Source organism: Mycobacterium sp. NGS40 (genome assembly GCF_059812735.1).
The window spans coordinates 115,371-141,898 of record NZ_JCALDG010000004.1 but is presented as its reverse complement, the minus strand read 5'-3'; the positions used below and the strand labels follow the sequence as shown (position 1 = coordinate 141,898).

General features: G+C 64.9%; 30 protein-coding genes and 1 pseudogene. 16 read left to right on the top strand and 15 right to left on the bottom strand.

Features of this window, described 5'->3' with window-relative positions:
- The first annotated feature begins 82 nt into the window (after window positions 1-82).
- The 3 genes from AC5Y5O_RS08340 to katG all read left to right on the top strand — a co-directional run bounded on the left by AC5Y5O_RS08340 (window position 83) and on the right by katG (window position 4,144).
- The gene (locus AC5Y5O_RS08340) at window positions 83-1,342 is read left to right on the top strand and encodes a L,D-transpeptidase (protein WP_096291165.1); all 1,260 of its coding nucleotides are present in this window, start codon (window positions 83-85) and stop codon (window positions 1,340-1,342) included.
- Window positions 1,343-1,413: 71 nt separating this feature from the next.
- Window positions 1,414-1,854 carry a Fur family transcriptional regulator gene (locus AC5Y5O_RS08335; RefSeq protein WP_103175410.1) on the top strand — a complete coding sequence of 147 codons (441 nt, stop codon included), beginning with the start codon at window positions 1,414-1,416 and terminating at the stop codon, window positions 1,852-1,854.
- A gap of 49 nt (window positions 1,855-1,903) precedes the next feature.
- Window positions 1,904-4,144, top strand: coding sequence for a catalase/peroxidase HPI (gene katG, locus AC5Y5O_RS08330; protein WP_096288065.1), 2,241 nt, complete (start codon window positions 1,904-1,906; stop codon window positions 4,142-4,144).
- Window positions 4,145-4,224: 80 nt separating this feature from the next.
- Here katG and AC5Y5O_RS08325 read toward each other — a convergent pair whose 3' ends face one another.
- The gene (locus AC5Y5O_RS08325) at window positions 4,225-4,785 is read right to left on the bottom strand and encodes a carboxymuconolactone decarboxylase family protein (protein WP_096288063.1); all 561 of its coding nucleotides are present in this window, start codon (window positions 4,783-4,785) and stop codon (window positions 4,225-4,227) included.
- A gap of 38 nt (window positions 4,786-4,823) precedes the next feature.
- Between AC5Y5O_RS08325 and AC5Y5O_RS08320 the strand changes: the two genes are divergently transcribed.
- Entirely contained in the window at window positions 4,824-5,159 is a 336-nt protein-coding gene (locus AC5Y5O_RS08320) for a winged helix-turn-helix transcriptional regulator (protein WP_096288061.1), read from the top strand.
- A gap of 110 nt (window positions 5,160-5,269) precedes the next feature.
- Complete coding sequence (locus tag AC5Y5O_RS08315; RefSeq protein WP_096288059.1) at window positions 5,270-6,145, top strand: alpha/beta fold hydrolase; 876 nt, start codon at window positions 5,270-5,272, stop codon at window positions 6,143-6,145.
- A 7-nt stretch (window positions 6,146-6,152) separates the two neighbouring features.
- On the opposite strand, the gene AC5Y5O_RS08310 is transcribed toward AC5Y5O_RS08315, so the two are convergent.
- The 6 genes and pseudogenes from AC5Y5O_RS08310 to AC5Y5O_RS08285 all read right to left on the bottom strand — a co-directional run bounded on the left by AC5Y5O_RS08310 (window position 6,153) and on the right by AC5Y5O_RS08285 (window position 10,784).
- Window positions 6,153-6,944, bottom strand: a complete 792-nt coding sequence (locus AC5Y5O_RS08310; protein WP_096288057.1) for a DUF1906 domain-containing protein — start codon at window positions 6,942-6,944, stop codon at window positions 6,153-6,155.
- A gap of 22 nt (window positions 6,945-6,966) precedes the next feature.
- The gene (locus tag AC5Y5O_RS08305; protein WP_243394046.1) at window positions 6,967-7,374 is read right to left on the bottom strand and encodes an alpha/beta hydrolase; all 408 of its coding nucleotides are present in this window, start codon (window positions 7,372-7,374) and stop codon (window positions 6,967-6,969) included.
- Window positions 7,375-7,461: 87 nt separating this feature from the next.
- Window positions 7,462-7,758, bottom strand: a complete 297-nt coding sequence (locus AC5Y5O_RS08300; RefSeq protein WP_243394044.1) for an alpha/beta hydrolase — start codon at window positions 7,756-7,758, stop codon at window positions 7,462-7,464.
- Window positions 7,759-7,848: 90 nt separating this feature from the next.
- Window positions 7,849-9,402: a GMC family oxidoreductase gene (locus AC5Y5O_RS08295; protein ID WP_096288055.1), complete on the bottom strand. Its 1,554-nt coding sequence runs from the start codon at window positions 9,400-9,402 to the stop codon at window positions 7,849-7,851.
- A 145-nt stretch (window positions 9,403-9,547) separates the two neighbouring features.
- Window positions 9,548-9,970, bottom strand: a pseudogene (locus tag AC5Y5O_RS08290) (SRPBCC family protein).
- A gap of 1 nt (window position 9,971) precedes the next feature.
- Window positions 9,972-10,784 (bottom strand): SDR family NAD(P)-dependent oxidoreductase, encoded by an 813-nt coding sequence (locus AC5Y5O_RS08285; protein ID WP_096288053.1) that lies wholly within the window; start codon window positions 10,782-10,784, stop codon window positions 9,972-9,974.
- 66 nt (window positions 10,785-10,850) lie between these two features.
- On the opposite strand from AC5Y5O_RS08285, the gene AC5Y5O_RS08280 reads away from it, so the two are divergent.
- The 4 genes from AC5Y5O_RS08280 (at window position 10,851) to mmpH (ending at window position 14,863) form a co-directional block, all read left to right on the top strand.
- Entirely contained in the window at window positions 10,851-11,474 is a 624-nt protein-coding gene (locus tag AC5Y5O_RS08280; RefSeq protein WP_096288051.1) for a TetR/AcrR family transcriptional regulator, read from the top strand.
- Window positions 11,475-11,791: 317 nt separating this feature from the next.
- Window positions 11,792-13,048 (top strand): MMP alpha-(1->4)-mannosyltransferase, encoded by a 1,257-nt coding sequence (manT, locus tag AC5Y5O_RS08275; protein ID WP_500024607.1) that lies wholly within the window; start codon window positions 11,792-11,794, stop codon window positions 13,046-13,048.
- On the top strand, window positions 13,042-13,800 hold the full coding sequence (locus AC5Y5O_RS08270; RefSeq protein ID WP_096288047.1) for a class I SAM-dependent methyltransferase: 759 nt from the start codon (window positions 13,042-13,044) through the stop codon (window positions 13,798-13,800). The genes manT and AC5Y5O_RS08270 overlap by 7 nt, the downstream gene beginning before the upstream one ends.
- Window positions 13,787-14,863, top strand: coding sequence for an MMP endo-(1,4)-3-O-methyl-alpha-D-mannosidase (gene mmpH, locus AC5Y5O_RS08265; RefSeq protein ID WP_096288045.1), 1,077 nt, complete (start codon window positions 13,787-13,789; stop codon window positions 14,861-14,863). Before AC5Y5O_RS08270 ends, mmpH begins: the two co-directional genes overlap by 14 nt.
- Here mmpH and AC5Y5O_RS08260 read toward each other — a convergent pair.
- Window positions 14,844-15,527, bottom strand: coding sequence for a class I SAM-dependent methyltransferase (locus AC5Y5O_RS08260; RefSeq protein WP_096288043.1), 684 nt, complete (start codon window positions 15,525-15,527; stop codon window positions 14,844-14,846). The two genes, mmpH and AC5Y5O_RS08260, sit on opposite strands and share 20 nt — an antisense overlap.
- 161 nt (window positions 15,528-15,688) lie before the next feature.
- On the opposite strand from AC5Y5O_RS08260, the gene AC5Y5O_RS08255 reads away from it, so the two are divergent.
- Window positions 15,689-16,333, top strand: coding sequence for a cutinase family protein (locus AC5Y5O_RS08255; RefSeq protein ID WP_096291164.1), 645 nt, complete (start codon window positions 15,689-15,691; stop codon window positions 16,331-16,333).
- Here AC5Y5O_RS08255 and AC5Y5O_RS08250 read toward each other — a convergent pair.
- The gene (locus tag AC5Y5O_RS08250) at window positions 16,330-17,118 is read right to left on the bottom strand and encodes a glycerophosphodiester phosphodiesterase family protein (RefSeq protein WP_096288041.1); all 789 of its coding nucleotides are present in this window, start codon (window positions 17,116-17,118) and stop codon (window positions 16,330-16,332) included. The genes AC5Y5O_RS08255 and AC5Y5O_RS08250 overlap by 4 nt on opposite strands.
- Before the next feature lie 159 nt (window positions 17,119-17,277).
- On the opposite strand from AC5Y5O_RS08250, the gene AC5Y5O_RS08245 reads away from it, so the two are divergent.
- Together AC5Y5O_RS08245 and AC5Y5O_RS08240 are read left to right on the top strand one after the other, a co-directional pair.
- Complete coding sequence (locus AC5Y5O_RS08245) at window positions 17,278-17,916, top strand: carboxymuconolactone decarboxylase family protein (protein WP_096288039.1); 639 nt, start codon at window positions 17,278-17,280, stop codon at window positions 17,914-17,916.
- A gap of 5 nt (window positions 17,917-17,921) precedes the next feature.
- Window positions 17,922-18,611 (top strand): GntR family transcriptional regulator, encoded by a 690-nt coding sequence (locus AC5Y5O_RS08240; RefSeq protein ID WP_096288037.1) that lies wholly within the window; start codon window positions 17,922-17,924, stop codon window positions 18,609-18,611.
- A gap of 29 nt (window positions 18,612-18,640) precedes the next feature.
- Here AC5Y5O_RS08240 and AC5Y5O_RS08235 read toward each other — a convergent pair whose 3' ends face one another.
- Both AC5Y5O_RS08235 and AC5Y5O_RS08230 read right to left on the bottom strand, forming a co-directional pair.
- Complete coding sequence (locus tag AC5Y5O_RS08235) at window positions 18,641-18,841, bottom strand: hypothetical protein (protein ID WP_096288035.1); 201 nt, start codon at window positions 18,839-18,841, stop codon at window positions 18,641-18,643.
- Window positions 18,842-18,849: 8 nt separating this feature from the next.
- The gene (locus AC5Y5O_RS08230) at window positions 18,850-19,227 is read right to left on the bottom strand and encodes a hypothetical protein (protein ID WP_096288033.1); all 378 of its coding nucleotides are present in this window, start codon (window positions 19,225-19,227) and stop codon (window positions 18,850-18,852) included.
- A gap of 651 nt (window positions 19,228-19,878) precedes the next feature.
- On the opposite strand from AC5Y5O_RS08230, the gene AC5Y5O_RS08225 reads away from it, so the two are divergent.
- A complete protein-coding gene (locus AC5Y5O_RS08225) occupies window positions 19,879-20,706 on the top strand; it encodes a glycoside hydrolase family 16 protein (RefSeq protein ID WP_500024603.1) in 828 nt (275 codons plus the stop codon).
- A gap of 9 nt (window positions 20,707-20,715) precedes the next feature.
- Here AC5Y5O_RS08225 and AC5Y5O_RS08220 read toward each other — a convergent pair whose 3' ends face one another.
- From AC5Y5O_RS08220 to AC5Y5O_RS08210, 3 genes are all read right to left on the bottom strand, one after another.
- Entirely contained in the window at window positions 20,716-21,375 is a 660-nt protein-coding gene (locus AC5Y5O_RS08220; RefSeq protein ID WP_500024601.1) for a hypothetical protein, read from the bottom strand.
- Window positions 21,376-21,421: 46 nt separating this feature from the next.
- Complete coding sequence (locus tag AC5Y5O_RS08215; RefSeq protein WP_096288025.1) at window positions 21,422-22,273, bottom strand: TIGR03619 family F420-dependent LLM class oxidoreductase; 852 nt, start codon at window positions 22,271-22,273, stop codon at window positions 21,422-21,424.
- Window positions 22,274-22,431: 158 nt separating this feature from the next.
- Entirely contained in the window at window positions 22,432-23,271 is an 840-nt protein-coding gene (locus tag AC5Y5O_RS08210) for a class I SAM-dependent methyltransferase (protein ID WP_096288023.1), read from the bottom strand.
- Window positions 23,272-23,315: 44 nt separating this feature from the next.
- On the opposite strand from AC5Y5O_RS08210, the gene AC5Y5O_RS08205 reads away from it, so the two are divergent.
- Window positions 23,316-24,329 (top strand): NADP-dependent oxidoreductase, encoded by a 1,014-nt coding sequence (locus AC5Y5O_RS08205; protein ID WP_500024598.1) that lies wholly within the window; start codon window positions 23,316-23,318, stop codon window positions 24,327-24,329.
- On the opposite strand, the gene AC5Y5O_RS08200 is transcribed toward AC5Y5O_RS08205, so the two are convergent.
- Window positions 24,313-24,528 carry a hypothetical protein gene (locus AC5Y5O_RS08200; RefSeq protein WP_500024596.1) on the bottom strand — a complete coding sequence of 72 codons (216 nt, stop codon included), beginning with the start codon at window positions 24,526-24,528 and terminating at the stop codon, window positions 24,313-24,315. The two genes, AC5Y5O_RS08205 and AC5Y5O_RS08200, sit on opposite strands and share 17 nt — an antisense overlap.
- A gap of 131 nt (window positions 24,529-24,659) precedes the next feature.
- On the opposite strand from AC5Y5O_RS08200, the gene AC5Y5O_RS08195 reads away from it, so the two are divergent.
- Window positions 24,660-26,126: an amino acid permease gene (locus AC5Y5O_RS08195; RefSeq protein WP_500024594.1), complete on the top strand. Its 1,467-nt coding sequence runs from the start codon at window positions 24,660-24,662 to the stop codon at window positions 26,124-26,126.
- Between the two features lie 99 nt (window positions 26,127-26,225).
- Window positions 26,226-26,480, top strand: coding sequence for a hypothetical protein (locus tag AC5Y5O_RS08190; protein ID WP_096291163.1), 255 nt, complete (start codon window positions 26,226-26,228; stop codon window positions 26,478-26,480).
- The last annotated feature ends 48 nt before the right edge of the window (window positions 26,481-26,528 follow it).

Below are 26,528 nucleotides of genomic sequence, written 5' to 3'. Positions count from 1 at the left end.
GGCTACTTGTTACGCAACGTTGTTTCCGCGCGGGTTCAACCTCGAGCCGGCTGATGAGTAAGCCCCAAGGATGCGCATCCAGATGAACCCCAGGAACGGTGCCGAATTTTTGCGGCGGCTTCGACCGGCGCACCGGATCTTGTTGTGCGTATTCGTCGTCGTTGGACTTTGCGCCACGATCCAGATCGCCGCCTCACCCCGATGCCCGAACTGCACTACGAAAGCTACTGATGCTCTGGCGATTTCGTTTACTCCGGGTGTCAACGCGCGAGATGTCGATCCGGTTTCTCCGGTGCAGGTGAAGGTCGAGAACGGGACGCTCACCGAGGTCCGCATGGTCAATGAAGCCGGCAGGTCCATCGCGGGAGTGATGACGCCGGACAACACCGTCTGGAAGCCGACCGCCCCGTTGGGCTACGGACGTACCTACACGCTCAATGCCAGCGGCCGCAGCCGGGGTGGCGTTGTGGCGAACCAGGTTTCGTCGTTCTCCACCCTGCGGCCGTCGAATCAGACAAAGGTCTCGTTCACCACCACCTCCGAGGCTGCGCTGCGCGACGGCGGTACCTACGGCGTCGGGACTGTCGTGGTCGCGCACTTCGACGAAAAGATCTCTGATCGCGCGGCTGCCGAGCGTCAGCTGAAAGTGACGACCAACCCGGCGGTTGCGGGCTCGTGGTACTGGATCGACGGGCAGCACGCCCATTGGCGGCCGGAACACTACTACGCACCTGGCACTACCGTCACCGCCGAAGCCAAGGTTTACGGAATCGCTTTGGGCGACGGCCTATTCGGGCAGGAAGACACCCGGGTGTCGTTCCGGATCGGTGACGCGCATGTGTCGATCGCCGATGACGCCACCAAAACGGTGAGCGTCTTCGACAACGGGGCACTGGTCCGCACGATGCCCACCTCCATGGGAATGGGTGGCGAGGAGAAGGTCGGAGCGCAAACAATTTCGCTGTGGACCCCACCGGGCACCTACACCGTGCTCGACAAGGGCAACCCCGTCGTGATGGACTCGTCAACCTTTGGGCTGCCGAAGAACTCACGTCTCGGTTATCGGGAGACCATCAACTACGCGACCCGAATCAGCATCGACGGCATCTATCTGCACCAGCTCGACGCCACGGTATGGGCCCAGGGGCACACCGATACCTCGCACGGATGCCTGAACCTCAACGGTGACAATGCGAAATGGTTCTACGACTTCTCCGTACCCGGGGACGTGGTGGAGATCCGCAACACCGGAGGGCCACCGTTGCAGCTGACTCAAAACGGCGATTGGACGCTGAGCTGGGACCAGTGGCGTGACGGCAGCGCCATCAAGCCGACTTCCTGACGTCAAATTTTTACGGGGTGTTGCCCCGAGAACTCTTGACCGAATCCAGATAAGCGGGGCATATTGGCGGTGTGTCGTCAATGTCGGACTACGCGGAGCGGCTGCGTTCGGCCGAGCTGCGTGTGACCCGGCCCAGGATCGCCGTCCTGGAAGCGGTGCACGCCCATCCTCATGCCGACACCGAGACGATCTTCTCCTCGGTGCGGATCGGTCTTCCCGACGTCTCACGCCAAGCCGTGTACGACGTGCTCAATGCCCTGACGGCGGTGGGCCTGGTCCGGCGCATCCAGCCGTCGGGGCTGGTCGCTCGGTACGAATCCCGGGTCGGCGACAACCACCACCACGTCGTGTGCCGATCCTGCGGGGTGATCGCCGACGTCGACTGCGCGGTCGGTGATGCCCCGTGCCTGACGCCAACAGACGACGACAACGCTCTCGACGGCTTCGTGCTCGACGAAGCCGAAGTCATCTATTGGGGCCTGTGCCCCGACTGTTCGACCGCCGATTCCTGATCACAGGTCGTGATCACAGCCCAATCACCCACCACTGGAAAGGAATGCTGTGTCATCAGATATCTCCGAGAGTCGCCCGCCGCAGCCGGACGCCGATACGTCCAGCAAGAGCGAAAGCGAGAACCCGGCAATTCCCTCGCCCAAGCCCAAGGGCGACGCTCCCCTGACCAACCAGGACTGGTGGCCCAACCAGATCGACGTATCGAGGCTGCACCCGCACTCGCCTCAGGCCAACCCGCTCGGTGATGACTTCGACTACGCCGAGGAGTTCGCCAAGCTCGACGTCGAAGCGGTCAAGGCTGACCTGATCTCGGTGTTGACCACCTCTCAGGACTGGTGGCCCGCCGACTACGGCCACTACGGCGGCTTCTTCATCCGGATGAGTTGGCACGCCGCCGGTACCTACCGCATCTTCGACGGCCGCGGTGGTGGCGGTCAGGGCATGCAGCGCTTCGCCCCGCTGAACAGCTGGCCGGACAACGCAAGCCTGGACAAGGCCCGCCGGCTGCTATGGCCGGTCAAAAAGAAGCACGGCAACAAGATCTCGTGGGCGGACCTGCTGCTGCTGGCCGGCAACGTGGCTCTGGAATCCATGGGGTTCAAGACCTTTGGTTTTGCCTTCGGTCGTGAAGACGTGTGGGAGCCCGAAGAGATCCTGTTCGGTGAAGAGGACGAGTGGCTTGGCACCAATAAGCGCTACTCCGACAAGCGTGCCCTCGCGCAGCCCTACGGTGCCACCACGATGGGTCTCATCTATGTGAATCCCGAAGGGCCCGAGGGCAAGCCGGATCCGGTCGCCGCGGCGATCGACATCCGCGAGACCTTCGGCCGGATGGCGATGAACGACGAAGAGACGGCCGCGCTGATCGTCGGTGGCCACAGCTTCGGCAAGACCCACGGCGCCGGTGACGCCGACCTGGTCGGCCCCGAGCCGGAGGCCGCCCCGATCGAACAACAGGGCTTGGGCTGGAAGAGCTCCTACGGCAGCGGCGTGGGCAAGGACGCGATCACCAGTGGCCTGGAAGTCGTCTGGACGCCCACCCCGACCAAGTGGGACAACACATTCCTGGAGACGCTGTACGGCTACGAGTGGGAGCTGGTGAAGAGCCCGGCCGGAGCGTGGCAGTACCAGGCCAAGGACGGCGCCGGCGCGGGCACCATCCCCGACCCATTCGGCGGGCCGGGCCGGGCGCCGACGATGCTGGTCACCGACGTCTCGCTGCGTGAGGACCCGATCTACCGCGAGATCACCCAGCGGTGGCTGAAGAACCCCGACGAACTGGCCGAGGCGTTCGCCAAGGCCTGGTACAAACTGCTGCACCGCGACATGGGACCGATCTCGCGTTACCTCGGCCCCTGGATTCCCGAGCCACAGTTGTGGCAGGACCCGGTTCCGGAGGTTGACCACAAGCTCGTCGACGACAAGGACGTGGCCGGCCTGAAGAAGAAGGTGCTCGAATCAGGCCTGTCGGTGCCCCAGTTGGTCAAGACCGCCTGGGCGGCGGCCGGCAGCTACCGCAACACCGACAAGCGCGGTGGTGCCAATGGCGCGCGTATTCGCCTTGAGCCGCAACGGAATTGGGAAGTCAACGAGCCTTCAGAGCTGGGCCAGGTGTTGCCGGTGCTGGAAAAGATCCAGCAGGACTTCAACGCCTCAGCCTCGGGCGGCAAGAAGATCTCACTGGCTGACCTCATCGTGCTGGCCGGCTCCGCCGCGGTCGAGAAGGCGGCCAAGGAGGCCGGGTACGACATCGCGGTGCACTTCGCGCCGGGCCGCACCGACGCCACCCAGGAGAACACCGACGTGGAGTCGTTCGCGGTGCTCGAACCGCGTGCTGACGGGTTCCGCAACTATGCCCGGCCGGGCGAGAAGGCCCCGCTGGAGCAGCTTCTGCTGGAGCGGGCCTACCTGCTCGGTGTGACCGGTCCGGAGTTGACGGTGCTCGTCGGCGGCTTGCGGGCTCTTGGTGCCAACCACGGCGGCAACAAGCACGGCGTGTTCACCGACAAGCCGGGCGCGTTGACCAACGACTTCTTCGTCAACCTGCTCGACATGGGCACGGCGTGGAAGCCGTCGGAGACTCAGGAGAACGTCTACGAGGGCCGCGATCGGGCCTCGGGGGCGCTGAAGTGGACCGCAACCGCCAACGACCTGGTGTTCGGGTCGAACTCCGTGCTGCGCGCGCTGGTCGAGGTTTACGCCCAGGACGACAACGCGGGCAAGTTCGTCGAGGACTTCGTCGCCGCGTGGGTCAAGGTCATGAACAACGATCGGTACGACCTGAAGTGACCTGATCGTCAGCACGAAGCGACACCCCGCGGGCCGCCCAGCTCGCGGGGTGTCGTCATTTCCAACCCCGAAATGGGCGGCTACGTTGGAAAGGCGCGGGCACCGACTTCGAGCGGCAGACGCAGGGCATTCACGAGATAGCTGACCGTCCGGTAGGCGCCGGCGAGCATCAGCAGCTCCAAGATGGCCTCGTCGCTGTGGTAGCTGCTCAGCTCCGCCCACAAATCGTCGTCGACGGTGCAGTTGCGGTGCAGGCTGTCGCAGAGGCGGATCAGGACGCGATCGCCATCCTCCCAGCCCTCATCCTCGGGTGTCCCGGACGTCAGCGACGCGATCTGGCCCTCGGTCAGGCCCGCCTTGGCCGCGAACGTGGTCACGTGCACTCCCCACTCGTATTCGGCACCGCAGGCCGCGGTGACCCTGTCGATGACGATCTCGCGCTGCCGAATCGTCAGATGCCCGCGGTCAAGCAGGCCGGAGTTGAAGAATTTGAAGAAGAGTCGGTGGTCGCGGGCCAACGTGGTGAAGAGCACCAGCGGCGGCCTGCCGTGCATGATGGCGTCGATGGCCTGCTGGATGTCGGCTGGGAATGGCGGCGAGGCGGGCGCAATGCGTGCGCTACGATTTCTATAGCGAGTCATGCTGGCACTCTACGCGCGGGTGCTTCAAAATATGGAGCATGTCCACTCCGCGGTTCGGGTCGCCAGTGCGGGGGTCGTCCACCGGACGGCCAATCATGGTCGCCTTCGATGCCCTCGGCCGACGTGGCGCGCTGCGCATCTTGTGGGAATTGCGTTCCGGTCCGTTGACCTTTCGTGGCCTTCAGGCGGCGTCCGAGATGAATCCCGGCTCCCTCAATGCCCGCCTCAAGGAACTGCGGGCGCTGGACATCCTGGATCACTCCGGCGGCGGCTACCACCTCACCGATCAAGGGCTGTCACTCATGGCGGCGTTGAAACCGCTCCAAGCCTGGGCCGACGACTGGGCGCGGCGGACCGACATTTGCCCGCAGTGAGGCCTGCCACACTATTACCCGTCAGTAACCTACGAAGGCGTAAGTTGCGTATTCTTGGGTAATCGCCGGTGTATCCAACTACCACCAAGGCTGGGGCAAACGGTCTGATTATGAGCGAATTGAGCTACCTCGAACTTCACGGCGACCGGATCGCTTACCGCGAAGCCGGCCACGGCCACGCGCTGCTGCTGATCCACGGAATGGCGGGCAGCTCGGCCACCTGGCGGGCGATCATCCCGCAGCTCGCCAAAAAATACCGCGTCATCGCGCCTGACCTGCTGGGTCACGGCGAGTCGGCAAAGCCGCGCGGCGACTACTCGCTGGGCGCATTCGCGGTCTCGCTGCGTGATCTGCTCGACGAACTCGGCGTGTCTCGTGCCACCGTGGTCGGGCAGTCGCTCGGCGGCGGCATCGCGATGCAGTTCACCCATCAGCACCGCGACTACTGCGAGCGCCTGGCGCTGATCGGCAGCGGCGGCCTCGGCCCGGAACTCAGTCCGGTGCTGCGGATGCTGTCCGCGCCCGGTGCGGAGTTGCTGTTGCCCGTCGTGGCGCCGCGACCGGTGTTGAACCTTGGCAACAAGCTGGGGTCATGGCTGACCTCGGCCGGCATCCGCGCGCCGCGAGCCGGTGAGATGTGGCAGGCGTACTGCTCACTGTCGGATGCGCGGACCCGCCAGGCGTTCCTGCGTACTTTGCGCTCCGTCGTGGACTACCGCGGTCAGGCCGTCAGCGCGCTCAACAAGCTGCACGTCGCCGCCGGCTTGCCCACGGTGTTGATCTGGGGCGACCAGGACCGGATCATTCCCGTCGCGCACGCCTACGCCGCCCATGACGCGCTGGATGGCAGCCGTCTCGAGGTACTCGAAGGCGTCGGGCACTTCCCGCACGTCGAGGCGCCGGTGGCCGTGGCGGACATCCTGGAGAACTTCATCGCCTCGACGACGCCCCAGGCGACCAACAATTCGGTGCCGCTGGGCATGTAGGGACGGCTCAGCGGCCGAGATCCCACTGTCCGTAGTCGGCCGCGAGGACGTCGTCCACATCGACGTTGATCCCGCCCAGCAGCGGGCCGGGGTTCGAAGGGCTGTTGACGACCGCTTGGTACAGCACCGCCATCGGCTCGCGCTGGCCGTGCGACCATGACCGGGTTTGCCACGCCCAGCGGTGCCCCGCGCTGGACGAGTTGCCGATCACCCCGTCCCTGATAGCCCACCCACACGCGTTGTAGTGGCCGTAGATACCGGTGCGGCCCACGCCGAGGACCGAGTTGATTCCCCGAAACCATTCGACGGCAAGGCCATTCCAGGTGTTCTGGTCGATATCGTCGTCGACGCTGAAGAAGATCGGCGCCGAGTTCGGTCCCCCTGCCGCGGCATGCAGCTGCTGAGCCGTTTGAGCGTCCGCGACACCGCCGTCGTGTCCGCGGGTCAGATCCGACGGAGTCGCCGGCCATCCGGGCTTGCCGTATTGGAAGTTGCTGACGATGTGCAGGCCCGCGGCGCGCAACGAGTCCGCGTACTCGCGGGTGAGGGGCTTGGCCTCGAAATGGGCTCCCGGCCGCTCCGCGGAGACGTAGTTGATCACGCCGGCGTACCCCGCCGCCTTGATCTCCTCGGGTGCGATCCTTTTCTCCGCAAAGTCGATCAGCTGGATGTCGGCGGCTGACGCCTGCCGCACGCCGAACGGCGTTGCCAGCGGCGCCAGACTCAGCAGCGCCGGTGACAACGCGTACTTGAGGGCGTCGCGTCGTGAAAGAGATCGTGGCGCAGCCGAATCGGGCACGGCGCGATCGTAGCAAAGCCGGCTACAGTCCCTGTTCTTTCAGCCAGGACACGATGTGGCCGGCAAGGGTCGGCCACTCGGGTTCCAGCGTCACGCTGTGCCCCATGTCGGGGATGATCGTCGCTCGGGTGCCATAGGCCTTTGCCGTCTTGTGCACGACGGAGGGAGGATAAATCTCGTCGTGCTCTCCCCCGAGCACCAGCACGGGCGTCTTCACTCGTGTGGTCTTGACGAGGTTGAGGGCGACCATGTCGCCGATGATCGCACGCGTGCTGTCCGGCTGGAGACGCGCCACGCTTTCGGCTACCAGGGATTCCGGCGTCGTCGGCGCGAAGAGCAGCCCGCGCGCACCCGCCAGTGTCCCACCGTACATGTCGGCGGGCCGGCCGCTGACGGCGAATTTCTGGCAGCCCCAAGGGTGTTTGCGCATTGCCCGCAGCAGGGTGCGCAGGTGTCCGCGTGGCGGTGCGGCGGCCAGCAGGACACCCGCGGGGGCGTCGTTGTTTTCCAGGTACTTCTACACGATAAATCCACCCATCGAGTGCCCGATCAGGATCGCTTGCGGTGCAAGTCTTTTGGCAATCGAGGTGAGGTCTTCGACGTAGTCCGAGATCGAGCACAGGCGAAGGGGTTTGTCCGCTGGACTCGAGCCATGGCCCCGAAGGCTGGGTGCCAAGACGCGAAACCCGCGGTCGGCGAAGTAGTCCAGAAGGTGCACGTCCCAGCTCCATCCACCCTGGAATGCGCCATGCACGAAAAGCAACGGGTGAGGGTGCTCCTTGCTGGGCTGACCCTTGTCGATGACTTCTAACATGATTTCGAATTCCTATCGAGGCGTTGACGATTGGTCGTCAGGGATTCGTTGCAGTATGCGCGGCGGACTGGTTTGCGGCCCGACATGATGTCAGAGCCGATGTTCGGCCTTGATGAACTGCGCGGCGCGCTCGCCGATCACGACGCAGGGTGCCATCGTGTTGCCGGTGGTTATGCGCGGCATGATCGACGCGTCGGCGACGCGCAGATTCTCGAAGCCGTAGACGTGGAGCCGCCCGTCGACCACCGACATCGAGTCGCGGCCCATCTTCGCCGTTCCCGATTCGTGCCAATAAGTGGTCACCGCATTGCGCAAATACGTTTCCAGCTCGTCGCCGGTCAGGTTCCCCGGCATGACTTCCCTGGTCACAAACGGCCGCAGCTCAGCGGAATTGCCGATTTCGCGCAGGGTTTCGATGCAGGCGATCCCCGTCTTGACATCGTGTGGATCCGACAGCGCGTTCGCTTCGATCCGAATCGGGTCGTGCGGATCGGGCCCGGTGAGTCGCACCCGGCCGCGGCTTTTCGGATGCGTGAGTGAGCCGAACAGAGTCCATCCATTCTGCGGGACAACGTATTTCGTGGTGTTCTCTGGCGTGGCCATCGGCAACGCGCCCAGGCAAGCGAAGAGATCCGGTCCATCGACGTCGCCGAGTCCGGAGTTCCAGAACAATGCCGCCCCCGCCTGGGTGCTGGCTTGGTAGTCCTCGGGAAACTCCCATACGCAGCCGAACCCGTAGTGGTCTTGAAAGTTGTGTCCCACCCCGGGCAGGTGCTGACGGACCCTGACCCCGACGCGGTGCAGCTCGTCGGAGTCGCCTACACCGGACCGCATCAGCACCTTGGGGGTGTGCATCGCCCCGAGGGACAACACCACCTCGGTGTCCGCGGTGATGTGGTGGACGGCACCGTCGTGGATCACTTCGACGCCGGTGGCCCGCTCGTCCTGGAAGGTCACCCGCGTCACCAGGGCATGCGGCACGACGGTCAGGTTCGGCTTCTCAAGATGGGGCGCCGTGTAGGTGCGGTAAACGGAGAGGCGCTTTCCACCGCGGTATCTCACGTCGGAGATCGCGGCACCGCGCATTTCTTCCATCAGCCGGCCGTTGGGGCTCTGATAGGTCGGAATCCCCAGTGTCCTAGCGGCTTTCACGACCGTTGTCGCGACCGGATGGACGTCGGGCGTCGGCTGCACGAAGACCGGCCCTCCGATCCCGCGATAATTCGGCTCACCCGTGCCGTGCCAGTCCTCGAGGTGCCGATACAAATCCAGCACCGGCTCGTAACCCCAGGCCGGTTCCCCGGATTCGGACGCGAAAAGGTCCCAGTCGCTGCGGTGTCCGCGCGCCCAGATCATCACGTTGATGCTGGAACCGCCGCCGAGCACCTTGCCCATCGAAAACGGGATCGAGCGGCCGTTCAGCCCCGGATCGGGCTCCGAGGCAAATGCCCAGTCGCGATCGGTGCCCAGGTTCAGTGGCCACTGGTTGGCCTCGGTGACGCTGGGCGCGTCATCGCTGCCGCCGGCCTCCAAGAGCAAGACGGTCACATCGGGGTTCTCCGCCAATCGTGCGGCGATGACCGAACCCGACGATCCCGCCCCGCACACGATGAAGTGATAGCGCGGACCTAATACAGCATTCACGATGGCTCCTACCGGATCGCTGGGTATAGCTTCCAATGTCTAGCCACGCGCGGACGAAACGGATGGTTCACCCGTGTCGCGAATTACCGCGTGACTGAACCTGATTCGGAGCACTCGTCGATAAGGTTGCCTGGCGTGAGGTGAATTATCGGCGTTCAGCGGCTTTCACGAGGCGATTGGCAAGAAAGCCGACCACGCCGCGCAGCAATACGCGCACGATTTGTCCCGTGCCGTGCAAACGTTCAGCGAAGGATCCCGTCCGGCGGAGGTCGGTGCCCCCCCGCGAGGTTGGGTGTCAGCAGCATCTCGGCCTGCTAGCCGCGTGCGGGCAATGGTGGTCCGATCTGCAGGTAAACGTGCCGGCGGTCCTGTTCGTAGGCGATCGTTTCTTCTCGCATCAGCATCGGCCATCCACCCACTTTGCGCACCGCGCCGATGCCGGCCGGCGCCGGATCGCCTTGCCGTTGCCAACTCGATTGCACGATAAGCGGTTTCGCCCATTCAGACCAGTGGCGGCCGATGCGCTTGTCGTTCGGTTGATCTCGAATGTGAACACTTTGCCGGCGATCTCAGCGGTTCGCATGCGTCGTCGCGGCCGCGGGCCGCAGCATCCGGGCGCTGATCAAGGCCGAAAGCCAGCCGGGTGAGAAGCGGCCCCCGGCGGTCATGATCCGGTTGCGCCACCCGGGAACCGCGACGGCGCGGCCTCGGTCGAGCGCGCGCAGGCCGGCGGCCACCACCGGTTCGGGTTCGGCCAGGTGCCGGTAGATCGCGGTGTGCGAGACATCCGATCCCAGCGCATCGACGAATCCCGTCCGGGTCGGTCCAGGGCACAACGCGGTCACCGTGACGCCCGCCCCGCGGGTTTCGGCCCACAGGGCCTGGCTGAGTGACAGCACGAACGCCTTCGAGGCGCCGTAGGTCGCCTGATAGGTCCCGGGCTGAAACGCGATGGTGGAGGCGACGTTGAGAATGCCGCCGCGACCGCGCGCGACCATGCCGGGCAGCACCGCGTGGGTGAGCCGAACCAGCGCGTCGACATTCACCGCCACCAGCTCGTGCTCGCGGTCGGCGTGCAGTTCCGCGAAGCGGCCGTAGGTGCCGAACCCGGCGTTGTTGACCAGCACCTCGATCGTCCGCCCCGACAGGCGGGCCGCGAGGGCAGCGACGCCGGCCTCGGTGCCGAGGTCGCCGACGACCAGTTCGACCTCGACGGGGCCTGCCTGACGGACCCGCTGCGCGACCGCGTTGAGCCGGTCCTCGTCACGTCCGGCAAGTAGTAATGACAAGCCGCGCCTGGCCAGCTGGTCGGCGAAGACCGCGCCGAAACCGGAGCTTGCACCCGTGATCACCGCCCAGCCGGTTCTTGGTTGAGATGACATTTTCGCTCTCTCCTTTCGGAAATGTGAATGCAATTAACATAGATCAACCATGTTAATGTCGTCAACATGTCCGGAAAGAAGTCCCTCACGGTGGCCAAGGCGCGCCGGGACAGCTACCACCACGGTGACCTCAAACGAGCGCTGACCAGTGCCGCGCTGTCGCTGGTGGCCGAGCGGGGGCCGAAGGGTTTCACCTTGACCGAGGCGGCCCGGCGGGCGGGCGTCAGCGCCGCGGCGCCATACCGGCACTTCACCGACAAGGCCCACCTGCTGGCTACCGTTGCCGAGCAGGGGTTTATCGATCTCCACGCCACATTGACCGCCGGCGCCGATATCGCGTCAGGGCCAACCGACAGGCTGATCGAAATCGGTCGCGCTTACGTCCGCTGGGCAATCGGGCATCCGGACCAGTATCGGGTGATGTTCGGCGCGGATACCGACAAAACCAAGCATCCGAGCTTGGCTGTCGCCGCAGGTCAAGCGTTCGGAGTCCTGCTCGACGCGATCGCGGGATGCCAAGCGGCCGGGTTGCTGCGCGGCCGGGCGCCGCGCGAGGTGGCAGGACCGCTGTGGTCGCTCGTGCATGGCATCGCATCCCTTGCCATCGAGGGCGAGCTACGGAATGTCGAGATCGACCAAGACCCCGAGGACATGGTCGCCGACGCCCTGTCCGACCTGTTCGATCGCTGAACGACGGCGCCAGTGGCTGGCATCCCAGCAAACAAGGCCGCCGTCGGGTCCGGGACCGCGCCGACCATTGGCTCACAACATGTTCCGACTCTCGGTGGGCTCCACATGACCGGGAACAGTTATTCAGCGGACCTCGCCGTCGGGCGAAAATCGCCGCTACCTAGTATTGAAGGGCACCGATGGCGCGTTGCGTCGATTAGCTGATCGAACTATAGTCTGGACACATGTCCAGTTTGCTGTCACGGAGTTCGGGAGCCCGTTGATCGCAATGGATTCGGCGCCCTCCGCGTTCGTTAACCAGCAAAGAAGAGTTGAGTATGCGAATTGCCTTGCTGTCCTACCGTAGTAAGACCCATTGCGGCGGACAGGGCGTCTACATACGACATCTCAGCCACGGTCTTGTAGAACTCGGTCACGATGTCGAGATCTTCTCCGGGCCGCCGTATCCGGAACTGCTCGATCCGCGGGTGCGGCTGACCGAGGTGCCGAGCCTCGATATGTACCGAGAGCCCGACCCGTTCCGGATCCCCCGGCCCAGCGAGATCCACGATTCGATCGATCTCCGGGAACTTCTGACCGTGTGGACGGCGGGCTTTCCCGAACCGCGGACTTTCACGCTGCGCGTCGCGCGCCTGTTGGCCGAGCGCGCATCCGAATTCGACGTCGTTCACGACAATCAGAGTCTGGGAACCGGCCTGTTGACCATCGCGGCCACCGGAATGCCGGTGGTGGCCACGGTGCACCACCCCATCACCCGGGATCGGGTGCTCGACGTCGCCGCAGCCAAGTGGTGGCGAAAGCCGTTGGTACGCCGCTGGTACGGCTTCCTGGACATGCAGCAACAAGTGGCGCGTCGGATTCCGGAGCTCTTGACGGTCTCGTCGTCGTCGGCCGCCGACATCGTCTCCGATTTCGGTGTGTTGCCCGAGCAACTCCACGTGGTGCCGTTGGGCGTGAACACCGAGCTGTTCAAACCAGGTTCGGGTCCACGCCAGCGCGGCCGGGTGATCGCGATCGCCAGCGCCGACACGCCGCTGAAGGGCGTCAGCACCCTGCTGCACGCGGTCGCCAAGACTCGGGTGAACCGCGATGTCGAGCTGCGGCTCGTCGCCAAGGTGGAACCCAATGGGCCCACCCACAAGCTCATCGCAGAACTGGGGATCTCGGACATCGTCCACATCACCAGCGGGCTCACCGACGCCGAACTGGCCGCCCTGTTCGCCTCGGCCGAGGTCGCCTGCATACCGTCGCTCTACGAAGGGTTTTCGCTGCCCGCCGTAGAGGCGATGTCGAGTGGTACCCCGATCGTCGCGAGCCGGGTAGGCGCGCTACCCGAGGTGCTCGGGACCGACGGCGCCTGCGCCGAACTGGTCCCGCCCGCCGACGTCGACGCGCTGACCCGCGCACTCGGCGAGCTCCTCGACTCGCCGGAAAAGCGCCGTAGCCTTGGCAAGGCGGGGCGGGCACGCGCAGTCAGCGTGTTCAGCTGGGAAGCCGTCGCCGCACAGACCGTGCGGATCTATGAGCGCGCGATCGCACGAGGTGCCCTCACCGAAGGCGAACTGCAGTGCTGACAGTCGATTTCGATCGGCTCGGCATCGGGCCGTCCAGCAAGGTGATCGACGTAGGATGCGGGGCCGGTCGGCATGCGTTCGAGGCGTACCGCCGCGGTGCCGACATCATCGCGTTCGACCGCGACGAGGCGGAGTTGAAATCCGTGGAGACCATTCTTCGGGCGATGGCCGACAACGGCGAAGCGCCCGCCGCGACAACGGCGGAAGCGGTCGTCGGCGACGCGTTGAGCTTGCCGTATTCAGACGAGACATTCGACTGCGTCATCGCATCCGAGATTCTGGAACATGTCACCCAAGACGACGCGGCGATCGCGGAATTGGTCCGGGTGCTCAAAGTCGGTGGCACGCTGGCAGTCTCCGTGCCCCGCTGGCTTCCCGAACAAGTGTGCTGGCTGCTGTCCGACGAATATCACGCGAATCTGGGCGGCCACATTCGCATCTACCGGGCCAGTGAACTGCGGGACAAGATCGCCGCCAATGGCCTGGAGTTAACGCATTCGCATCATGCGCATGCGCTACATGCGCCGTTCTGGTGGCTGAAATGTGCTGTTGGAGTTGAAAATACCGACCATCCTGCGGTGACCGCCTACCACAAGCTTCTGGTGTGGGACCTGATGCAGCGCCCGAGGCTCACCCGGTTCGCGGAGTCGGTGCTCAACCCGCTCGTGGGCAAGAGCGTGGCGATGTACTTCATCAAAGCGCAGAAGTCGGGAACCGAAGCAACCCTGGGGTATTCAGTTGCGTCGATCTAGCCCGCCGGCCGTTCCGGGTGTGTTGAGTCCGGAGCAGTGTCGCCAGACAGCCCTGTCCATCGCCGCCGAGCAGGAGTCATCGGGTGCCCTCCCCTGGTTCCACGGCGGTCACACCGACCCGTGGGATCACGTCGAATCGGCCATGGCGCTCACCGCGGCCGGATTACTGGAACCGGCCCGAGCTGCCTATGAGTGGAGTCGGCGTAATCAGCGGCCGGACGGATCCTGGCCGCTGCAATTCCGTTCGGGAACGATCGAAGACGCCAACAGCGACAGCAATTTCTGCGCCTACATCGCCACCGGCGTCTGGCATTACGTGTTGGTCACCGGTGACAAGTCGTTCGCCACCTCGATGTGGCCGATGGTGCACAAGGCCATCGACTTCGTCATCGACCTGCAGGTCGGTTACGGCGAGATCTGTTGGGCGCGAAGCGAAACCGGCCCGGTGCGCGAAGCTCTGCTCACCGGTTGCGCCAGCGTTTATCACAGCATCCGCTGCGCATTGGCGCTGGCCGCTCTGGTGAGCGATCCCCAACCCGAATGGGAGCTGGCGTTAGGCCGGCTGGGCCATGCGCTGGTCGCGCATCCTGAGGCGTTCACCGAAAAAGACCGCTACTCGATGGACTGGTACTACCCGATCCTCGGCAGCGCGCTGCGGGGCCCGGCCGCCGCCGCCCGCATCAAGCACCGCTGGGACGACTTCGTCGTCGACGGCCTCGGCATCCGCTGCGTCGACGACCGGCCGTGGGTGACCGGCGCCGAGACCTGCGAGCTGGTCATGGCGCTCGAGGCGATGGGTCAACGATCGGTCGCGCACCGGCAATTCGCCGCAATGCAGCATCTGCGTGAAAAAGACGGCTCGTACTGGACGGGCTTGGTATTCGCCGACGGGAAGCGCTGGCCCGAGGAGCGCACGGCGTGGACGGGTGCGGCGGTGATCTTGGCGGCAGATGCGCTGTCGGACACCACCGGAGGTGCCGGGATCTTCCGCGGCCACAACCTGCCGCTGGGTCTGCAGACCGACTTCGATTGCGAGTGCGTGGTTACCGGCCCGGGTCGGTAATTTCGATCGGATCGCCCACCTGACCGCTGGTGCGTTCGAGGACCCGCAGCGAGCCCAGCGCGGAGATTTCTCGGAATTGACCGGAATCTATTGCGCGGCAATAGATGTAATATGGTGGCCGCCCGCCGTCCTTTGGATCGGGAAACACGTCGTGGATGACCAGGGCCCCGCCGACTTGCACCCACTTCGCCCATCCGTCGAAGTCCTCGGTGGCCGCGGCCTCGGAGTGGCCACCGTCGATGAACAAAAACCGCAGCGGTGACTGCCACCCGCGGGCCGCCACCGGCGACTTGCCCACGATGGCGACCACATGGTCGTCCAGTCCGGCGGCGTCGAGCGTGCGACGAAACGTCGGCAGCGTGTCGAACAGTCCGGTGACCTCGTCGACCAGGGAGGCATCGTGGTATTCCCAGCCGGCCTGATGTTCCTCGGAGCCATGATGATGGTCCACCGTGTACAGCACACCGGCCGTCTGCTGTGCCGCTGCACCGAGCAGCAAGGTGGATTTGCCGCAGTAGGTACCGATCTCGACACCGACACCGCCGTCCAGATACCGCAGCGCCGCGTCATAGAGGGCGCGCCCTTCGTCGTCTGGCATGAAGCCGGTGACCTGTTCGGCCAATGCGAACAAGCGCTCGGGCGCGCTTGTGTTGGTATTGCTCATCAGCTGAACCTATCGTCCGGCGTGCGTCGGCCCACAGCGTGGTCAGAGTCGGTATGCCGAGCCGTTCACCCTGCCAGGCGCAGGCGCCGAGTTCGTCTTAACATCGTGCTGTGCGCGCTTTACTTCCCTTCAAATCGTGTGGTGTGTGCCTGGCGGCGGTCATGATCGCGGGCGCACTGATATCGGCTCCGGCGGTGCTGCCCTTCCGGACGCCGGGTGCCGTGCCGTCGGCGGCGGCCAGCTGTCCTCAGGTTCAGGTGGTGTTCGCCCGCGGCCGCTACGAATCGCCGGGGCCGGGTCAACTCGGCAACGCGTTCATCAACGCGCTGCAATCCAAGGTCGGCAACAAGAGCTTCGGCTCGTATGCCGTCAAGTATCCCGCCGATACGCAGGTCGACATCGGCGCCAACGACATGAGCCACCACATCCAGGACATGGCCGGCAACTGCCCGGACACCCGGCTGGTCTTGGGCGGCTACTCGCTGGGTGCGGCGGTGACCGATGTGGTGCTGGCCGCGCCGATCGGCGCGTTCGGGTTCGACAGCCCACTGCCCGCCGGGATGGATCAGCACATCGCCGCCGTCGCGTTGTTCGGCAACGGCAGCCAGTGGGTGGGTCCGATCACGAACTTCAACCCGACCTACAACGACCGGACCATCGAGTTGTGCCACGGCGCCGACCCGATCTGCAATCCGGCCGACCCGAACACCTGGAAAGAGAACTGGCCGCAGCACTTGGCCGGCGCGTATATCGACGCCGGCATGGCCAACCAGGCCGCCGACTTCGTCGCGGGCAAGCTCAACTAGAGCCACTCGCCGCGGGCGATCAGCACGTCGCGCAGCAGGTCGGCGCGATCGGTGATGATGCCGTCCACGCCGATGTCGAGGAGGGCGTGCATGGCCGACGGGTCGTCGATCGTCCACGCGTGGATCTGTCGTCCCGAGGCGTGAGCGGCCCGGACCAGGGTCGGCGTGATCACCGGCAGCCGACCCAGTCGCGGCGGCAGTTGTAGGCAATCGCTGTCGTGCAGCAGCCGCCAGGCGTACGCGCGGCCGGCCGGTGTTTTCGCGGCCGTGAGTGCGGCGAACGCCAGCGTGCCCGCCGAACTCGCCACCCGTTTGGACAGCAGGCTCAGCGCCCGCCGCCTTCGCCGGTCGGAGAACGACGTCACCAGCACCCGGTCGTGTGCGTTCAGCCGCTCGATCACCTCGACTGTCGGTTCGATGGCCGACTCGGCTTTGATATCGATATTGACCCGCATCTGCGGCAGCGCGACCAGTAGCTCCTCCAGCGCCGGGATGGTCTGCCCCGCACCAAGGTCCGCCGTGCGGGCTTCCCGCCACGCAAGGCGGTCGATCGTTTCCGGTAGCCCGGACCGCGCCGGGAGTCGGCGGTCGTGCAGGATCACCGCCATACCGTCTCGGGTGGCACGCACGTCGGTCTCGATGTAGCGGAATCCGAGCTTGGCAGCCTCGTCAAACGCACCCATGGTGTTCATCGGAAACTTGAACGACGTGAATCCCCTGTGTGCCATGGCGATTCGCCCAGTGCTGCGAAGATACTCGCATGCTGGCCCGCCACCGTGACTCATGGCGCTAAGGCTACGTCGCACGACCGGGATGGGCCGGGGAAAGTTGCCGATCTGGGCTGGACTGTACGCAATCTGGGGTGCAGCCGAGCCGCGAAGTGCATTGACGTGGCCGCTGAGGCTGGGATTGAATGCAATCTGCCCCCGCCGAGAGGACCCGCAATGCCGCGCCTTAATCCCGTTCCCAGAGGTGAGGTCGATGACGAGTTCACGCTCAAGATGTACGACTTCATGTTCGGCGATCGTGACCCCGTGGCTCAACCGGGCGCCGTCGGCGGTACACCCGGGAATTGGTGGACGGTGATGGCGCAGTCCCCCGCCGCGCTGCGCCATGCGGTGCGGGGCTTTCGCCTGTACCGCGAAGAGGTCAGCATCCGGCCCGATCATCGTGAGCTGGGCCAGGTCAGGGCGGGCTGGGTGGTTGGTAGCCAGTTCGTTTACTCCCAGCATTGCAAGGCGTGCCGGTCGGCGGGGATATCCGAGGAGAAGATCGCTGCGATCCCGTCGTGGCAGACCGCCGACTGCTTTGATCACGCCGAGCGCCTGCTGCTTGCCTATACGGATTGCCTTGCGGGCCAGCAGGGTCGGGTGCCCGAGCAGTTGTTCACCCGACTGCGCGAAGTATTCACCGACACCGAGATTCTGGAATTTACTTACACCACAACCATGTACGTCATGCACGCGATCATGTCGCGGGCGCTGCGCCTGGAGTTCGACGACGTCGACGACCCGATTGTGGAGGTCGACGACCCCGAAGGTGGTGGCGTGCTCGACATCGGCGCCGCGACGTCCGGGGGGTGACTGAGATGACCGAGATCGACGGCCGGTCGGACGTGGCTTACCGGCTGATCCGTCGCGCGATCGCCGAAGGTGACTTCGAGCCCGGTTCCCGGCTGGTCGAACAGCGAATCGGCGAGATGTTCGATCTATCCCGTACCCCGGTACGAGAAGCATTGCGCGCCTTGGCCGCCGATGGCCTGGTTGTCATCGAGCGTAACCGGGGCGCGGTGGTGGCGACGATGTCCGAGGCCGACATCCGCGACCATTACGAGCTGCGCGCCAGGCTGGAATCGCTGGCTGCCGAGCGTGCCGCGGCCCGGATGGATGCCGAGGGAATCGCAGCCCTCGACGCGGCGATCGCGGACTTCGACGCGGGAATCGAGTTGGTGTCGAGCGGCTCGTTGGATACGGGTTTGCGCCGAATCACGACCGCCAACAGTGCGTTTCATCATTGCGTTGTCGAGGGTTCGGGCCATCGAAGGTTGTCCGTGCTGCTCGTGCACGCGGTCGATATTCCGTTGGTATATCAGGTGTTCCGTAACCAATCGCGGGGCGATATGGAACGCTCCAACCTGTTCCATCGAATGGTGCGCGACGCGATCGCGGCCGGCGAACCCGAGCGGGCCGGGGCGCTCATGGCCGAGCACATCATGCAGGGCCGCGACTGCGTTCTGGCGTTGACATCGCACGCGTATCCCGAAGCCCATGCCTTGTGATCGACATCAGGCGTGCGGTGACGCGCACCTCAGGCTTCGTAGGTGACGCGGTACCAGTGCCTGACCGGCTTGTGGCTCGTGTCGGCCTGGCCCGTGTCCGTCGCGCTCACCACGTTGACGTCGCTCGCGTCGGGATTATGGGCTTCGATGTAGCGCTCCAGCTCGTGAATGACGCCGCTGTGCGGCTGATGTGGATTGGCCAGCGCCCGGGCTCGGTGTGTTTGCGGCACACCGAGAATTATGCCGACGTACTCTTCGATGTGCAGTATTCTCTATTGCCTTGTCGTGCAAGCTGATTAGCGGCCTTGGGCACCCGAAGGCCGAGGTAACCGAGTGCCAGCCCGGCTCCGATTTCGCCGGCGGCGGTAAGCGCGGCACTGCCTAAACCAGCGCAGGACGCGAATCGGGTCGCCGATCGATGTTGTCGCAGAACCAGCACCAACGCGACAACGACGAAAACGCCCTGGATCATCCCGCCGACCATGACCGCGGGCGGAGATGCCGGCATCCCGCGTCGAAAACGATCGATGCCGTGCGGTCCGAATGCCGCAACGAACGCAATCATCGCGACAGTGAGGGCGCGGTCCGCTTGCGGCGGATTCGAGTTGTCGGACATCTTTGTCTCCCAAAACCGTCTACTACAGATGGTAGTAGATCGGGCCACGCAGGTAAATAGGTTGGGGTCAAAGAAAGGCAATGCCGACGGTTTCGGCATCGATTTACGGATCCGGCGGTGGTGACGTGTTCGTGATTGCGCTGCGGGCCCCGCCCAATCATTCGGTATTGGGCCGCCCGAATGATTTACGCGGGAGTATCGCCGCTGGAATAAACCGTGAAGTGACGGCCACCGACCGCGACTGCGTGGTCGATCTCGGCCGCACCTCGGCGGGCCCGAAATGACGGGTGACGACGCATGGATTCGGCGCGTTCGCGCTCGCGTCGCCGAGCTGCGATCCAAGCGGGGTGTGACTGCAGAAAAATAACCGTCGAACCTGGTGCATTCGCCATGATCGCCAGCTCCTCTCAGCGCCACCCGACTCAACCGCAAAGCGACGGATGTGTTATGTGTTCGTGTCCAGGATGCCCAGGCAATCCTGAGACCAAACCAAGCGTGATCATGAGAATTGGCCGTGAATTCATCCCAAATCCTGAGATAGTGCCGTTCCGCCGTCCGTTTCGGGCGACAGCTATCCAAATGCTAACGACGGCCACCGACACAATTTCTGTTTCGACCCGGTACCACCCGGGCTGCTATCGTCGCTTGCTTATGCCTGAGATGGACCGTCGCCGGATGATGCTGACGACCGGGATCGGCGTGCTTGCCGCCGCGCTCCCCATCCCTGAGGCCAGGGCTTATTCGGGGCGGACCCCACCGCCCAACGCGCCCAGTGGGCAGGCCGGAAACTACATCTTCTCCGACGAGTTCGATGGTCCGGCCGGTTCGGCCCCCGACCCGTCGAAGTGGGCTGTCGCGAAAGCCCGCGAGACGATCAAAGACCCGACGTATTGGGAGCTGCCCGAGCACATCGGGCAGTACCGCGACGACCGCAAAAACGTGTTCGTCGACGGCAACTCCAACCTGGTCCTGCGTGCCGCGAAAGATGGCCCCACCTACTTCAGCGGCAAGGTGCAAAGCCTGTGGCGTGGCGGCGTCGGCCACACCTGGGAAACCCGGGTCAAACTCAACTGCCTGACCCCCGGCGCCTGGCCCGCTTACTGGCTGGGCAACGACGATCAGGGCGAGATCGACGTGATGGAGTGGTACGGCAACGGCAGCTGGCCGTCTGCGACCACCGTCCACGCCAAGGCGAACGGCGGCGAGTGGAAGACCCATAACATCGCGGTCGACAGCGCCTGGCATACCTGGCGATGCCAGTGGGACGAGGCCGGCATCAGGTTCTGGAAGGACTATTCCAACGGAGCCCAGCCGTATTTCGACGTGCCCGCCAGCTCGCTGCCGGATTGGCCGTTCAACGGTCCTGGATACACGGTGTATCCAGTGTTCAACCTCGCCGTTGCCGGCTCCGGCGGTGGCGATCCCGGGCCCGGCAGCTACCCCGCCGACATGCTCGTCGACTACATACGCGTCTGGTAGCCGGGCGCGTCAGCCGGGGATGCGGTCCCCGGCGAACCATGCGCTCGCGACCGCGCGGGTCTGTGGTGGCGGAAGGTGCGGGTTTCCCGCGCCCAGCTGACCGATTTTGACCGTCCACGTCGGTCCGGTGCGGTCGTCGATACAGGACTTTGCGTCCGGGAGGCACAGCACCGCGGGATTGGGGCCGCCGTTGCTGCACCCGTAGCCGGCGACGTAGCCGTCGTCGCGCCCACCCCAGGCCCCGCCGTTGCGCAGCAAGCAGCGGGTGCCGTCGTCGAGAACGAGCGCATACGGTTCCGGTGAGGCAGGCGGGTGCACCGGCGGGAGTTGGCCGTTATAGGCGACCCGATGCAAACGCTGTTCCCAGGGATCGTCCACGCACAGCAGCGATCCCGGCGTCGACGGCCAACAGGTTGCGGCACCGGCCACGCTCGGTGAGCACGCGTAGACGTCGTCCGCCATTGCCGCGGGTGACGCCACGCAGTCGCTCACCACTGCGAGGTTCCCGTCGGGCGGGGTCTCGTGGAAGCCGTTGACGGGCTGCCCCTTGGACCCGACGGCCACCGTGGTGATCTGCTGGGTGGGTGGCGGATCGGCAGCTGCCGGTCCGGCGAACCCGAACATCGCCAGGACGGCGATCGGCACCACAGCAACTCGAGATGCGGTCATCCGGCTAACAATCCCCTACGCGCGCCGCCATGGAAAGGGTGGCGCGCTAGATTGCCGCGATCGGCCGGATGCCGGAATCGAAAGCCAGGCAGCGTTGTAGCAATGCTTCGGTTGGCGGCTGGCGGAAGGCCAGCACCATCTGCTCGCAACCGAGCGAGTCGAACTCCGGCAACAACGCCAGCTGTTCATCCACCTGCCCGGCTTCGGCCGGATGCAGCGACAGCTGTGCCGAGCGCAGGATCTCGGCCGGCGCGCGCTGCATTTCGGCACACGCCTCGTCGAGCTGGGCGTTGACCGCACCCCATCGCTGCGGCCCCTCGTGTCCGGGCATGTTCCACATGTCGGCGTGACGCGCGACCACGCGCAGCATCTTCGGCTCGCTCCCGCCGATCACGATCGGCGGGTGTGGCTGCTGAACAGGTTTGGGCTCGCACAGCGCGTCCTCGAGGGTGAAGAACTGCCCGTTGAAGGTGACGGAGTCCTGCGTCCAGAGCATGCGAAGCACGGTCAGTGCCTCGTCGACCATCGCGACGCGGGTGCCGGGGCCGGGAAACTCGATTCCGTACGCGCGATGTTCGTCCGCGATCCAGCCGGCGCCAATCCCGAAATAGAGGCGTCCACCCGAAATGTGGTCGACGGTGACCGCCATGTTGGCCATCACCGCCAGGTTCCGGAACGTCACGCTGGACACCAGGCAGCCGATTCGCGCCCGCTTGGTGACCGCGGCCATCGCGGCGAGGGAGGTCCAGCCCTCGTAATTCGGATCGGTGTTTTCCCGTGGTCCGTAGAAATGGTCGTAATCCCAAACTGCTTCGAAACCCAGGCGATCCGCCGTGCGCCACAACTGCTCGAGCTCGCAGTATTGGAAGCTCAGGTCGAATTTGACCGCGATCTGCATATGGCGATCCTAAGATCGGCGGCGCACTTTGGCAGGGCGAATAGTTCGCATTCCGTTCTTGTCCCCCGCTCGTAAGATGCCAGACGGGCTGGATTAATGAGATGCCCGATCGGTGCGCCAGAAACGCGCCGAATCGGTTGCGCAGGTGGCTCGTTGGTTCAGTGCGTCAGCAGGGCCGCGGCACTCCACGGCCTGCTGCCGGGGTGGCGCGGATCTGGTTGGGGCAGCCGTGCCGCCAGACGCATGATCATCGGCAAGCGGCGGAAGCGGTGGGCGGCAACAAGCAGCGATTCCACTTCGACGGTGCGCCAGCCCAGCTCTTCGAAATAGGCCACGCCATTTTCCGGGGCGAATAGGAACGGCGCATTTTCCAGGATGCCCGGCATCTTCTTGTTCATCATCTTTCGCAGACCGGGACCGGCGAAGTCGAGCATCCACCAGGCCACCTCGGGCCGGGAGATCGCCTGCGACAGCGAGACGACGTCGGCCTCGTCGAGATACACCACGAGGCCCTCGGTCAGCACCAAAGCCTTCCGCGCGCCGTCGAGCGCGTCATCGAGGAATGCGTCCCGGGCTCGCGGGTCGGCGAGGTCGACCGCCGTACGGCTCAACCGGCATCGCGGTGTCTGATCGGCGAGCACTTGTGTCTTCTCCGCGAGCAACGCCGGTAAATCCGCCTCAACCCACCCGAAATCGGCGGGAAGATCCAACCGATATGGCCGGGTGTCCAAGCCGGCCGCCAGATTCAACACCCGGTCGCAACCGTTGGCGATGGCCTCGGTGATCGCGTCGTCGATCAGTTTGGTGCGCGCGACCAGCCACCACCCATTGCGCGTCGACCGGGGCAGGTTGGCGACGATTGCGCGGCCGTGTTCACCGGCCAGCATCCCGGCGAGCGAGTCATGAAACAGCGCGTCAGGGCGAGCCGACTCGGTCGCCCGATGCAATGCCGTCCACCGAGCGGTATCGGAAACGTGAGTAATCGTGTGTTCCGCCATAGGTTGGGTTATAGCAGCCACCGCCGTCGGCGTAGCGTGCGCTCATGCCTGATCGAAATCGCCGCTTCCTATTGCGTGAGCGCCCTACCGGACGTATCGGCCCCAACACGTTTGAGCTCAGTGAGGAGGCGATCCCCGGTATCGGGGACGGCGAGGCGCTGGTGCGCGTCGAATGGATCTCGCTCGATCCGACCAACCGGACCTGGATCAATGACACGCCGACCTACCTGCCTCCGGTCGGTATCGGCGAGGTCATGCGTGCGGGCGGGCTCGGCCGCGTCGTCGAATCGAAGAACCCCAACTATTCGGTCGGCCAGATCGTGCAGGGTCTCGTCGGTTGGCAGGACTACGTCGTCGTGTCGGACACAAACCCGTTGTTCGCGGTCGACGTCGCCGAAGGCATCTCCCCCAGCGCCTACATGGGTGCGCTCGGGACGACCGGACTCACCGCATGGGTCGGGATCCGCGATATCGGCAAGCCGCAGCCCGGTGAGACCGTGGTCGTGTCGGCCGCGGCGGGCGCGGTGGGCTCGGTTGCCGGCCAGCTCGCCAAGGCCGACGGCGCGCGTGTGGTCGGGATCGCCGGCGGCCCGGACAAGTGCCGGCTGCTCACCGAGGAACTCGGCTTCGACGCGGCCGTCGACTACCGCGCCGACGACTGGCTCACCCAGCTGCGGGCGGCCACGCCCAACGGCATCGACGTCGACTTCGAGAACGTCGGGGGCGTCATCATGGACGCGGTCTTCGCGCGCCTCAACATTGGCGCGCGGGTGGCGCTGTGCGGCTTGATCTCCGGCTACAACGAGGCAGACCCACCGCCCGGACCGCGCGCATTCGGCAACCTGCTGATCCAGCGCGCGAAGCTGGAGGGCTTCATCGTGCTGGACCACTTGGGCCGCGCACCCGAGGCAACAAGCGAAATCGCCGGGCTGATCGCCGCGGGCAAGCTGACGCCGCTCGAGACCGTGGTGGAGGGTTTCGAACAGCTGCCGACCGCGATCAACATGCTCTTCGACGGCAAAAACGTCGGCAAGCTCATGGTCAAGACGTCGAGTTAGGCCCTAGTGATATCCGGCGGGTGGCGCGGTACGTGTCGTGTGCGGGTAACTGCACGTCCAGCAGGCCGTCGCGCATCAGCGGTTCGCCATCGGCGCCCAGCTCGTTGAGTTCGGCGACGGCGTCGATGGCATGCTGCTGGTCAGACCTCGTGACCCGCTGTCCTGCACCGGTTTTCTTTGCTCGCTGGAACCAGCTCATGCAGCGCAGCGTACGTCAATTGACAATCGGGATGGTCAGGAGCGGGGCGAGACGACAAGAACTATCGTGTTTGGCTACAACATTGGTTAGCTGGTGGCTACCAACAGCTTGGAACCACTAGGACGTGACACATGGCCGAGGACGTCGCCGAGCTCAATTCTGTTGTGCCCCAGCTCCACCGAGGCCTGTCCAACCGTCACATTCAGCTGATCGCGATCGGGGGCACGATCGGGACCGGTCTCTTCATGGGCGCCGGGCGCACCATCTCCCGGGCCGGCCCGTCGGTGGTCTTGGTGTACGCGATCATCGGTTTCTTCCTGTTTTTCGTGCTGCGCGCGATGGGCGAGCTGCTGTTGTCGAACCTGAACTACAAGTCCTTCGTCGACTTCGCGGCCGACCTATTGGGGCCCGCGGCAGGGTTTTTCGTCGGGTGGTCGTACTGGTTCGCTTGGATCGTCACGGGCATCGCGGAACTCGTTGCGATCGCGGGCTACCTACAGTTCTGGTGGCCTGGTCTCCCGGCATGGCTACCGGCGCTGATCGCGTGTGTGCTGATCCTGCTCACCAACCTGTTCAGTGTGCGCAACTTCGGGGAAATCGAATTCTGGTTCGCTCTAATCAAAGTCGTCGCGATCATCGGCGTCATTGTCGTCGGGTCCATCCTGCTGGCCACCAATTTCGTCTCGCCGCAGGGACATCCCGCGACGATCGAAAACCTTTGGAACAACGGCGGATTCTTCGCCACCGGCCTTGCGGGCATGGTCGGCGGATTCCAGATCGCGTTTGTTGCGTTCGTCGGCGTGGAACTCGTCGGTGCCGCGGCGGCCGAAACAGCCAACCCGCGTCGCACCCTGCCGCGCGCGATCAACGCGGTGCCGCTGCGCGTGGCGATCTTCTATATCGCCGCGCTGCTGGTGATCCTCACCGTCGTCGAATGGCGGCGGTTCGACAGCAACCAGTCCCCGTTTGTCGCGATGTTCTCGCTGGCCGGTCTTGGCGGTGCGGCGTCGATCATCAACTTCGTCGTGATCACCGCGGCCTCCTCCTCGGCCAATTCCGGGATGTACTCCACCGGCCGCATGCTCTACGGTCTGGCCGACGAAGGAAGCGCGCCGGCGATTTTCCGCCGTCTGAACCGCGGCGGCGTGCCGGCGTCCGCCCTGTTCGTGACGGCCGCACTGCTGCTGACCGCTATCCCCGTGCTGCACGTCGGCGGCTCGGTGATCGGTGCGTTCACGCTGGTGACAACCATTTCGGCGCTCCTGTTCATGTTCGTCTGGGCGATGATCCTGGTCAGCTACCTGGTCTATCGCCGCCGGCACGCACAGCGGCACGCGGACTCCGCCTTCAAGATGCCCGGAGGGCGGGTGATGTGCTGGGTCGTTCTCGCCTTTTTTGCTTTCGTCACGTGGACGCTGACGACGGAAAAGGACACCGTGATCGCCCTGGCATGGTTTCCCGCGTGGTTCGTGCTGCTCGCTGCCGGATGGCTGGTCATCCGACGCCGCCCGGCCCATGCCGAGCGTTATCGCCAGTTCCTGGTCGAGATGAACGGGCCCGATCGAGGAAGCGGCGCAGGCCGCCTTGGCTGCGCGTGACCGGTGGACCTGTTGTTGGGATCGGTAGCCGGTGTGGGCGGCTGTACTTGCCGCATCGACGCCGCCAAGGAGGCGGCGCCCCACGAAAGGAAGAAGCAAATGAACATCGTGCCGACCGGCATCCAAGAGCAGATCAACCGCGTCGATCGCCAACGGAGCCTGTACATCGGGATCAGCACCGGCCTGGTCGCGGTCTGGAGCCTGTACCGGCTGGTCTGGATGCTCTACATCGGAATGACGTTTGGCTGGTTCTTCGCAGCGATGGCCTTCCAGCTGGTGCTGTGGGGTGTGATCGGCACCGCCGCGGCGGTGACGTCTATCGGATTCCTGACCCGGTACCACAGAGGTTCTTGAAGCTGAGGGGCAGATAGCTCCGAACCCGTCAGGGTTCGGAGCTATCTT

What these genes read in the sequence shown, in the direction of transcription:
- AC5Y5O_RS08340 (WP_096291165.1), top strand. Translation starts at nt 83, where the DNA reads ATGAACCCCAGGAACGGTGCCGAATTTTTGCGGCGGCTTCGACCGGCG.
- AC5Y5O_RS08325 (WP_096288063.1), bottom strand. Translation starts at nt 4,785, where the DNA reads ATGACTCGCTATAGAAATCGTAGCGCACGCATTGCGCCCGCCTCGCCG.
- AC5Y5O_RS08320 (WP_096288061.1), top strand. Translation starts at nt 4,824, where the DNA reads ATGTCCACTCCGCGGTTCGGGTCGCCAGTGCGGGGGTCGTCCACCGGA.
- AC5Y5O_RS08315 (WP_096288059.1), top strand. Translation starts at nt 5,270, where the DNA reads ATGAGCGAATTGAGCTACCTCGAACTTCACGGCGACCGGATCGCTTAC.
- AC5Y5O_RS08305 (WP_243394046.1), bottom strand. Translation starts at nt 7,374, where the DNA reads ATGCGCAAACACCCTTGGGGCTGCCAGAAATTCGCCGTCAGCGGCCGG.
- AC5Y5O_RS08300 (WP_243394044.1), bottom strand. Translation starts at nt 7,758, where the DNA reads ATGTTAGAAGTCATCGACAAGGGTCAGCCCAGCAAGGAGCACCCTCAC.
- AC5Y5O_RS08285 (WP_096288053.1), bottom strand. Translation starts at nt 10,784, where the DNA reads ATGTCATCTCAACCAAGAACCGGCTGGGCGGTGATCACGGGTGCAAGC.
- AC5Y5O_RS08280 (WP_096288051.1), top strand. Translation starts at nt 10,851, where the DNA reads ATGTCCGGAAAGAAGTCCCTCACGGTGGCCAAGGCGCGCCGGGACAGC.
- manT (WP_500024607.1), top strand. Translation starts at nt 11,792, where the DNA reads ATGCGAATTGCCTTGCTGTCCTACCGTAGTAAGACCCATTGCGGCGGA.
- AC5Y5O_RS08260 (WP_096288043.1), bottom strand. Translation starts at nt 15,527, where the DNA reads ATGAGCAATACCAACACAAGCGCGCCCGAGCGCTTGTTCGCATTGGCC.
- AC5Y5O_RS08255 (WP_096291164.1), top strand. Translation starts at nt 15,689, where the DNA reads ATGATCGCGGGCGCACTGATATCGGCTCCGGCGGTGCTGCCCTTCCGG.
- AC5Y5O_RS08250 (WP_096288041.1), bottom strand. Translation starts at nt 17,118, where the DNA reads ATGAGTCACGGTGGCGGGCCAGCATGCGAGTATCTTCGCAGCACTGGG.
- AC5Y5O_RS08245 (WP_096288039.1), top strand. Translation starts at nt 17,278, where the DNA reads ATGCCGCGCCTTAATCCCGTTCCCAGAGGTGAGGTCGATGACGAGTTC.
- AC5Y5O_RS08240 (WP_096288037.1), top strand. Translation starts at nt 17,922, where the DNA reads ATGACCGAGATCGACGGCCGGTCGGACGTGGCTTACCGGCTGATCCGT.
- AC5Y5O_RS08230 (WP_096288033.1), bottom strand. Translation starts at nt 19,227, where the DNA reads ATGTCCGACAACTCGAATCCGCCGCAAGCGGACCGCGCCCTCACTGTC.
- AC5Y5O_RS08225 (WP_500024603.1), top strand. Translation starts at nt 19,879, where the DNA reads ATGCCTGAGATGGACCGTCGCCGGATGATGCTGACGACCGGGATCGGC.
- AC5Y5O_RS08220 (WP_500024601.1), bottom strand. Translation starts at nt 21,375, where the DNA reads ATGACCGCATCTCGAGTTGCTGTGGTGCCGATCGCCGTCCTGGCGATG.
- AC5Y5O_RS08215 (WP_096288025.1), bottom strand. Translation starts at nt 22,273, where the DNA reads ATGCAGATCGCGGTCAAATTCGACCTGAGCTTCCAATACTGCGAGCTC.
- AC5Y5O_RS08210 (WP_096288023.1), bottom strand. Translation starts at nt 23,271, where the DNA reads ATGGCGGAACACACGATTACTCACGTTTCCGATACCGCTCGGTGGACG.
- AC5Y5O_RS08205 (WP_500024598.1), top strand. Translation starts at nt 23,316, where the DNA reads ATGCCTGATCGAAATCGCCGCTTCCTATTGCGTGAGCGCCCTACCGGA.
- AC5Y5O_RS08200 (WP_500024596.1), bottom strand. Translation starts at nt 24,528, where the DNA reads ATGAGCTGGTTCCAGCGAGCAAAGAAAACCGGTGCAGGACAGCGGGTC.
- AC5Y5O_RS08195 (WP_500024594.1), top strand. Translation starts at nt 24,660, where the DNA reads ATGGCCGAGGACGTCGCCGAGCTCAATTCTGTTGTGCCCCAGCTCCAC.
- AC5Y5O_RS08190 (WP_096291163.1), top strand. Translation starts at nt 26,226, where the DNA reads ATGAACATCGTGCCGACCGGCATCCAAGAGCAGATCAACCGCGTCGAT.